The organism is Verrucomicrobiota bacterium, assembly GCA_027622555.1.
Lineage (GTDB): Bacteria > Verrucomicrobiota > Verrucomicrobiia > Opitutales > UBA2995 > UBA2995.
The window spans coordinates 24,470-32,143 of sequence record JAQBYJ010000067.1; the positions used below are offsets into that span (position 1 = coordinate 24,470).

The following is a 7,674-nucleotide window of genomic DNA, read 5'->3' on the forward strand; positions in this document are numbered from 1 at the left end:
CATTTTTGAAGTTTAAATTCACCACTTTTCCCTTGTTTTATGCTCCGCAAACTTTCCCTTGTTTATATTGTTCTTCAGTTGCTAGCGTTTAAGGCTAGCGCCACTAGTCAACCCAACATCCTTATAATGATCGGGGATGACTGCACTTACTTGGACTTGCCTATATTTGGAGGGGAAACTGCAAGGACTCCGCATATTGATAAACTCGCTTCAGAGGGGATCATTTTTAATCGGGCATTCCTCTCCATGGCGATGTGCAATCCTTGTCGCACAGAGTTATATACCGGTTTGTATCCTGTTAGCAACGGATCCGCATGGAATCACTCCGCTGCGCGAAATGGACTGAAGAGCATGGTTCACCATCTAGGTGATCTTGGCTACCGGGTTGGTATTAGCGGTAAGGTGCATGTCGGGCCTGACGAAGTATTTCCATTCGAAAAGGTCAGGGGCTTGCAAGGAGGCAATTCGAGAGAATCCGAGGGCATCGACACCGATGCCTTAACTGCCTACATGAAGCAGGATCCGTCACAACCTTTTTGCCTGGTGTTGGGTTTTTCTTCGCCGCATGCGCCGTGGACTGTGGAGGCACCTGAGCACTTGGCTTCGAATAAAATTCAGTTGCCACCGAATATTGCGAATACAGAGGAAACGCGTACTGCCTTTTCACTGTACCTGTCAGAAATTGAGGAACTAGACCGGGGGGTGGGACTGAGTCTGCAAGCTCTCCAGGCGTCAGGCCAGGCGGCGAATACACTGGTGCTGTTTACCAGTGAGCAGGGTTCAATGTTTCCCGGTGGGAAATGGACCAACTGGAATTCCGGTGTCCATACGGCCATGGTAGTTCGTTGGCCGGAGGTTGCAGCAAAGGGGACGCGAACGGACGCCTTGATTCAGTATGCGGATGTGGTACCGACTCTCGTCGAGGCTGCTGGGGGCGACTGGCAGTCGCTTGAATTTGACGGGTCCAGTTTTCTTCCGGTCATCAGGGGTGAAGAGAATGAACACCGCGCCTTTGCCTACTGTATGCACAACAATATACCCGAAGGACCTCCATACCCCATTCGTGCAGTTACCAACGGGACTTATTTATACATTCGGAATCTCAGGCCGGATCTCCTGTTTATAGAAAAACACATCATGGGGCGGCATCGCTTTCATGACTTCTGGCCTAGCTGGTTGGCGGAATCCGGGCCATGGAACAATCCGGATCGCGAAATGAACCGACAGAGTGTCGACTTGGTCCATCGATATTTGAGACGTCCGGTTGAGGAATTTTATAAAGTATCCGACGACCTTTACTCTATGAATAATCTTGCTGATGATCCCGACTATTATTCAGTGAAGGATGTCCTGTCTGCGGAGCTGGATACGTGGATGCAATCTGAAGGAGATCCTGGAGCTTTAATTGATAATGAGGACGACTGGCGTGCCTCTCTAGAAGGAAAGCACTTCCAGCCTATAACTATACGATGAGCCAATCTGAGACTGTTATTCGCGAAGCACCAAAAAAATTGGGTGGTATATTAAAAGAGCTTGGACCGGGCCTTATCATAGCAGGGTCTGTCGTTGGATCTGGTGAATTGATCGCTACAACAGTCGCGGGAGCCGAAGCGGGATTCTACCTGCTCTGGGTTATTTTGATCGGCTGCTTTATAAAAGTATTCGTCCAACTGGAAATTGGGAAATTTACCATTCTTACAGGTAAAACTACCTTGAGTAGTCTAGGTCAGCTTAAAGGCTGGAAGCCTTTCGGGCTTCATTGGATAGCCTGGTTTGCCATGTTGGTATTCCTTGGCTCCATCGGTCAAATGGGCGGAGTTGTCGGAGGAGTAGGGCAGGCTCTCACTTTGTCGGTTCCAATCACCGAAAAAGGGAAAGCTTATAACGAGGCGTCTGATGCCTCGGTCAAAGCGCAACTCGCCGAAGTTGAAGGTATCAAAGTATCGGGTACCGCAATTGATCCAGGTGATATGCCTGATAGTGGACCTGATACTTATATCTGGGCGTTTATTATTTCAATTGGAACAGCTGTCATTTTATACCTTGGCAAATATCGGTTTATTGAAAAAGCCGTAACGATTTTTGTAGTGGGATTCACCATTATGTCCGTGGTCAACGTGCTTATGTTACAAGGTGCTGGAAGTTGGGCGATCTCCTGGTCCGAATTTACCCAAGGATTGAAATTTCAAATACCGCCTAAAGTGGAAGGAATCTATCCACTGGCCACGGCTTTGGCTGCGTTTGGTATTATCGGCATGGCTGCCGGTGAATTGATTTTCTATCCTTATTGGTGCCTCGAAAAAGGGTATGCCAAGTTTGTTGGGCCGAGGGAAGACGGTTCATCTTGGGAAATTAGAGCTCATGGGTGGATACGTGTCATGAAATGGGATGCCTGGTGCTCGATGGTCATATACACCATTTCCACAGTCGCTTTCTATCTCCTTGGTGCAGCTGTTTTGGGAAGAGCTGGGTTACATCCAGAAGGCATGGATATGATCCGTACTCTTTCGGCTATGTATGAGCCCGTATTTGGAGAATGGGCGGTGGGTCTATTTTTGATTGGAGCGGTTATGGTCCTTTACTCCACTTTTTTCGTTAATAACGCCAGTAGCGCTTATGTGTGGTCTGACGCGGTGTTTCAAATCCGAGGAGGCAGCAAGAGTGGCAAGAATCGCTATTCTTTGCATAAGTTTTTCTGCGTGGCACTGCCTTTGGTGTCTTTTGTGCTCTTTTACTTCATCCCCAAGCCCAAGGCCTGGATCATTTTTGCGGGCATGATGCAGACGCTCATGCTACCGCTGCTTGGTTATGCCGCCATTCGTTTTCGTTTTGATGTTGGGAGTAGATCTTTCCGAATCCGTAAGTTTGGAGATATAATGATATTCGTATCAGCTTTTGGCTTGTGCGTTGCAGGCGGTTGGTTGTTGTTGACTTTGTTGTTCCCTGAGATTCGTGAATTGGGCTGAGTAAAACGATGCTTACTTCTGCTGTTACTTTCTATCTACCATCGAAATACTCTAAGAGCAATCGCGGGATAAACCCGCTCCTACAGCATAAATAAAACTGTAGGAGGGGCTTTATTTCCCGATCCTCGAACTATGTCCAATCCCATGACAAGATACCTATTCAAAATCGTAATCCCGATCTCTTTGCTGCTTTTGTCCGCCTGCACTTCTCAGGCTGAAAACGAAAAGCCCAACATCATCTTCTTTTTCACGGATGATCAGGCCTACGACACTTTGGGTTCCTATGGGAATCCCGATGTCAAAACTCACAACATCGACAAGCTTGGCAGTCAGGGCGTAATCTTTGATCGTCACTATGATACAACAGCCATTTGCATGGCCAGTCGGGCCAACGTGATGACTGGTTTGTATGAGTACAAGTCTGGCACGAACTTCATGCATGGTCCCATGTCTAATGCCATTTGGAATCAGTCATTTCCCAAGCTGCTGAAGCAAGCCGGTTATCGAACTGGGTTTGGAGGGAAATTCGGTTTTCCTGTTGTTTCTGATCCAACTAAAGGAGGAAACGAAAACAAATGGGAAAATATTCCCGATGAGGATTTTGACTTTTGGGTGGGTGGCCTGGGACAAACATCCTACGACACTGCGAAGAACGAATATCTCGCACGTTTTGCCGAGAAGTATCCGCACAGTTCAAGAGCTTATGGAGCAGCGGGACAGGAGTTCATCAAGGATTCTGTAAAGGACGGCCAACCCTTTAGCCTAAGCATTTTCTTTAAAGCTCCTCATAAGCCAGCTCAACCCGATCCATTCTTTGATGATGTGTATCGAAAAACCGTATTTAGAAAGCTCCCCAATTACGGCAGAGAGGCCGGTGAACATCTGGCCCACCAGAGTCGGATGGGAAGGCAGTTCGGCCGATTTACTGTATGGAATTACGACACGGATGCAGGTTACCAAAAAGAACTAAGGCTCTATAACCAGCAAATCTACGGTGTGGATTATGCCATCGGTATGATCGTGGAAGAACTGGAACGTCAGGGTATTTCCGACAACACCGTTATCATCTTTACTTCGGACAATGGGTTCTTCAACGGGTCGCATGGTATGGGAAGCAAGGTATTACCCTACGAAGAAGGTGCCCGGGTTCCGCTTATCATTTACGATCCACGATCCAAATCCGCAGGCAAGGGTCGCCGGGTCTCAGCTGTTACGGGCAACGTGGATATGGCCGCAACCATTTTGGATCTGGCAGGAGTTGTTGCTCCCAGGAACATAGACGGCAAGAGTTTGCTTCCGATCATTCAAAATAAGGTTTCATCGGTTCGAGAGGCGTTACCTGTTTTCAATGTGTGGGGAACTCAGGGAACAACCTGCATGACCATTGTGACCGAAACCCATAAATACATTTACTGGCCATACGGTGATGAATTTGAACCAGGTGAGGAATTATTTGATCTCAAGAACGATCCCTACGAATTGAAAAATGTGATTAGCGATAAGGCTCAGGCAAAAACATTGAAAGCAATGCGTACTGAGTATCGGAACCAATTGACTCGATGGAAAGACCAAGCGGTCCCGTACAATAACTACCAACAGTTTGGTACCATTTTAGACCCCTCGGTTCCCTGGTCTGATAAAAAGGATCTCTTTCCCAAAGGCTTCTCTTCAGGCATGCGCTACTATACGGAAGAAATAGCGAACTAAACATCAAAGATATTCAAAGCATTTGAAAGTTACCATAAGGTCACTGCAGTCGAAATAGCTAAATTACTGGCGATAAGTGCTAATGGTCTATTTGTAAATTTATGGTAGAGTTGCCCAATAAATGAGCGGCGTTACAGATTTACCTATCTTACTAAAACATATTCCAATTCTGGATACTGGCTTTGTTCCAGCCGCCAAATGGAATAGGGCCTATGACCATCAGATCAAACAACTCGGTGAATCTGAAAGGTTCACTCTGGCTCTAAAACGAACGGATGGAACGGTATCGGTGTTTAGGACAAAGATTCTTCCTCACTCCAGGGATTTGAAGGCGTTAAACCTGAAATACATCGAACGCATTCTAAAATTTCTTCTCTGGCAGAAAGGCGGATATAATGTTTATGTTGCTGGAGATCGTGCGCTGTCCGAAGAACTAAAACGAATCTATTGTCCTGGAGGACAACGGGGATTTGACCATCAATTTATGGGGGAAAAAGTTTACGGAGTTCCGTTTGAACTCATCCACACCACAGAAGACGAACTGCCCGAAGAAAAAGAGAATGATGTTACCTTGGGTAGAAATCTGGATGGGTGTCGTATCGGATTTGATCTCGGAGGTAGTGATCGTAAATGCGCAGCGCTTATAGATGGGAAATTGGTGTTTTCCGAAGAAGTTAAATGGGACCCTTACTTTGAAAAGGACCCGGCTTTTCACATTGCTGGAATTCAGGATTCATTGAAACGCGCAGCGGCTAAACTTCCTCGTGTAGATGCAATCGGAGGAAGTGCGGCCGGTGTTTATGTTAACAACGAAGTTCGTGTAGGTTCGATATTCAGAGGTGTCTCTCCAGTCAATTTTGAGGCTCATGTGCGTCGACTATTCTTTGACCTAAAGGAACGATGGGGAAACATACCTTTTGAGGTAGTTAACGATGGTGAAGTTACCGCCTTGGCTGGCGCGATGTCTCTAAACGACAACGGTGTTCTGGGAATCTCCATGGGGACGAGTCAGGCAGGAGGTTATGTGGATCCAGGTGGTCATATTAAACCCTGGTTAAACGAATTGGCGTTTGCGCCGATCGACTACAGCAAGAATGCGCATTGCGACGAATGGTCAGGTGATATTGGGGTAGGGGCACAATACTTTTCTCAACAAGCAGTCGCTCGTTTACTTCCTCACGCAGGCTTTGTGGTTGATGATGGCATGCCATTCCCTGAGCGGCTAGAAATGCTACAGGAGCACATGAAAGATGGCGATGAAAACGCCGCTTTTGTCTATGACACAATCGGAACCTATTTTGGTTATTCTATCGCCCACTATGCCGACATGTATGACTACCACAATTTACTCATCCTGGGGCGAGTCACATCTGGTGAAGGCGGTGAGGTGATTATTAAAAAAGGTCAGCAAGTCTTAGCCGATGAATTCCCCGAACTTGCAGAAAGAATCAAGTTGCATACGCCCGATGAACACGACAAACGACACGGTCAAGCCGTAGCAGCTGCAAGTTTGCCCGTTATTGAAAAATAATTTGTTTGGTAGCAAAATTTTCAAAGCGGCCAAAGAAAAGATGGTCTTTGTGGAAATTTGTAAGGATCGTCTACCTACTGTGAAACTCATTCTTTTCTTAATCGCATGGTTGGTTTCTGTTTCAACGAATGCTCAGGAAACTTCGGAAACCACGAACAGGCCCAATAGTAATAACATGTCTGATTCTGAGTTTCTCAAGCTGGCTCCTGAAGGCGTGACCGTATTTCCTGACCTTGCCTATCGGGAAGGAAATGAAGCCTGGAAGCTCGATTTGGCAATGCCAACAGACCGCGGAAAGAACGCTTTCCCGGTTATTGTCTATATTCATGGCGGAGGATGGACCCAAGGAGACAAACGCGGACAAGGCATCGAATCCATTCTTGGGTACGCGACTAAAGGATTTGTTTCTGTTTCTCTTAACGCTCATCTTGCCCTGTTATTAGCTATCTGTCCGCCATCAGCTGGCATGGAAGGAGACGGACCTTACCAGGAGTATTCCAGTATGGTGCAGTCAGCCCATTGCAGCTCGACACCTACCAAGCCTCGTTTCGGTAGGGGAAAGGGTGCGGGAAAGGATGTCACCAAAATGCATGCCATGAGTTATGTCAGTGCCGAGGTGCCTCCACTTTCCTTCATTCATGGAACAGCAGACACGATTAAGGCTCCCGTCGACCACTTGGATGAGTTTGTCCAAGCCCTGAGAGAGGCTGGCACCAAAGAACTGACTTACAAACGTTACGACGATGGCACAGGTCATGGAGCATATGTGGCGCATTTGGAAGAATCTCGCCGTTCCCGTGAAGAGTTCTTTGTAAGGGTGTTGATGAAATAGTGTGGTTGTTTAATGTTAACTCAGATTTTAGCTGTGTATTTGCAGGAGCAATTTAATCGAGACTCGTAGGGAAAGAGCCAAACTGGGGCTTCCGCCTTCTTCAAATACGGCGAGACGCGGTGGCGTTCCCAGGTAAGTCGCTAATAAATCAACTCCTGGCTGTTATGGAGAAAGAAGTTTAACCGCAGATTACGCAGATTTACACAGCTACGATCTGGAAAGTTCGAACAGAAAAATCAATGCTTATCAGTGAAATCAGTGGGTTAAAAAAAGAAAAGAAAGAACCTACAACAGTGCTAAAAGAACTCGACCAACGCATCCAAAGGTTTTTAATCTGACCTTCGAACTTCGCGGTTCCAATGATAACCCCAATGAACAAAAAACCACAACCAGACAGTCGTCTAAATGCGATGAGTCTCCCCAAAACTGCTAACGTCATTGCCTCGCATTAGACACTTACACGTTATGTCGCCTACGACTATAAAGTGGTCTAAAAATGAAATCCTTCTCCAACAGTTAAAGGATCGTAGATCATCGTAGCATGATCTATGTCCAAAAATGAAATCCTTCTCCAACAGTTAAAGGATCGTAGATCATCGTAGCATGATCTATGTCCTTTGTTGAACAAGTCCGAGGAG

General features: G+C 46.6%; 5 protein-coding genes. All 5 read left to right on the forward strand.

The genetic code is table 11. The features are described 5' to 3' along the window. Nucleotides 1-39: 39 nt before the first annotated feature. The 5 genes from O3C43_16460 (at nt 40) to O3C43_16480 (ending at nt 7,036) form a co-directional block, all read left to right on the forward strand. The gene (locus O3C43_16460; GenBank protein ID MDA1068083.1) at nt 40-1,473 is read left to right on the forward strand and encodes a sulfatase; all 1,434 of its coding nucleotides are present in this window, start codon (nt 40-42) and stop codon (nt 1,471-1,473) included. Then, complete coding sequence (locus tag O3C43_16465) at nt 1,470-2,966, forward strand: Nramp family divalent metal transporter (GenBank protein MDA1068084.1); 1,497 nt, start codon at nt 1,470-1,472, stop codon at nt 2,964-2,966. The genes O3C43_16460 and O3C43_16465 overlap by 4 nt, the downstream gene beginning before the upstream one ends. Before the next feature lie 144 nt (nt 2,967-3,110). Beyond that, the gene (locus O3C43_16470; protein MDA1068085.1) at nt 3,111-4,673 is read left to right on the forward strand and encodes a sulfatase; all 1,563 of its coding nucleotides are present in this window, start codon (nt 3,111-3,113) and stop codon (nt 4,671-4,673) included. A gap of 121 nt (nt 4,674-4,794) precedes the next feature. Beyond that, nucleotides 4,795-6,204: an ROK family protein gene (locus tag O3C43_16475; GenBank protein ID MDA1068086.1), complete on the forward strand. Its 1,410-nt coding sequence runs from the start codon at nt 4,795-4,797 to the stop codon at nt 6,202-6,204. A gap of 79 nt (nt 6,205-6,283) precedes the next feature. Further along, a complete protein-coding gene (locus tag O3C43_16480; protein ID MDA1068087.1) occupies nt 6,284-7,036 on the forward strand; it encodes a hypothetical protein in 753 nt (250 codons plus the stop codon). Nucleotides 7,037-7,674: the final 638 nt, after the last annotated feature.

Excerpts from the sequence above, each read along its gene's own strand:
- O3C43_16460 (MDA1068083.1), top strand. The coding sequence starts at position 40 with ATGCTCCGCAAACTTTCCCTTGTTTATATTGTTCTTCAGTTGCTAGCG.
- O3C43_16465 (MDA1068084.1), top strand. The coding sequence starts at position 1,470 with ATGAGCCAATCTGAGACTGTTATTCGCGAAGCACCAAAAAAATTGGGT.
- O3C43_16470 (MDA1068085.1), top strand. The coding sequence starts at position 3,111 with ATGACAAGATACCTATTCAAAATCGTAATCCCGATCTCTTTGCTGCTT.
- O3C43_16475 (MDA1068086.1), top strand. The coding sequence starts at position 4,795 with ATGAGCGGCGTTACAGATTTACCTATCTTACTAAAACATATTCCAATT.